This window comes from Enterococcus sp. C76, from assembly GCF_040886985.1.
Lineage (GTDB): Bacteria > Bacillota > Bacilli > Lactobacillales > Enterococcaceae > Enterococcus_B > Enterococcus_B lactis.
Genome location: NZ_JBFOEY010000033.1, coordinates 1 through 807, shown reverse-complemented (window position 1 = coordinate 807; position 807 = coordinate 1). Strand labels below are relative to the sequence as shown.

Genomic DNA, 807 nt, shown 5'->3' with positions numbered 1-807 from the left:
GTTCCAGCTCGTTCCCAATTCATCAATAGATCAATTGTTAATTGTGATAAATCAGTAGCTGTAGACATATTTCGCAATAATTGGCTATCTGATCCATCATGTTCCCATGCATATATCAATTGAACTTCTGTAGTTTTCCAATCTTTCGCTTGTCCTTTTGCAAAATTCAATAAATTCACCCGTCTGCCACCATCCCACTGTGCCAATCCAAACGCATATCCATTGCAAGAAGGATCATATGCCCAAGCAGAATTAAAAGTTAAATGACTTTGTATTGCTGTTGGATCAAGTCCACTTTCATGCTCCATATTCCCTATCCATGCACAAGCAAATTCTTTCGATCCTTTATGTTCGAGAACAAAGTTGTATACTTGATAAGCAACTTTTTCTTGTTCTGTAATTGGTGAAAAATCGGTAGTTGTTTCTGAAATATCTATATTAGAAATGCAAATCAAAAGAAGAATTGGAAAGAATAAAAACAAACCTAAACAACAACCGCACCCTTTTTTCACACAATCACCTCCCCAATTTTTGTATGTAAAAAAAGACGACAATATTTTTTTGCCGTCTTTTTTATTTTTAAACTCTATTGATTTTTACTGAATAGCTGGGATTAAACTTTTTACATAATTCAGTATAGAATTACCAATATCTGTCATTCCTGGTTTAAATATCGCAAAAATCGCTGCACCTATCAATAAAATATAAATAATCCACATTAATTGGTTTGTATTATCATCCATTCCGCCCATGCGGAACACCTCCTAATTTTTAAATATTTTTTTGATATTTGTTATTTTTCAATAC

Annotated in this window: 2 protein-coding genes; both read right to left on the bottom strand. The window is 32.7% G+C overall.

Annotated features, from left to right (window positions below; all coding sequences use genetic code 11):
* A partial coding sequence (locus AB3I00_RS14550; protein WP_368025607.1) for a phage tail tip lysozyme occupies nt 1–512 on the bottom strand: 512 nt, incomplete at its 3' end.
* A gap of 84 nt (nt 513–596) precedes the next feature.
* The gene (locus AB3I00_RS14545; RefSeq protein WP_368025606.1) at nt 597–752 is read right to left on the bottom strand and encodes a hypothetical protein; all 156 of its coding nucleotides are present in this window, start codon (nt 750–752) and stop codon (nt 597–599) included.
* Nucleotides 753–807: the final 55 nt, after the last annotated feature.

Bases quoted from the DNA above. Each gene is read 5' to 3' on its own strand.
- AB3I00_RS14545 (WP_368025606.1), bottom strand. From the start codon at position 752: ATGGGCGGAATGGATGATAATACAAACCAATTAATGTGGATTATTTAT.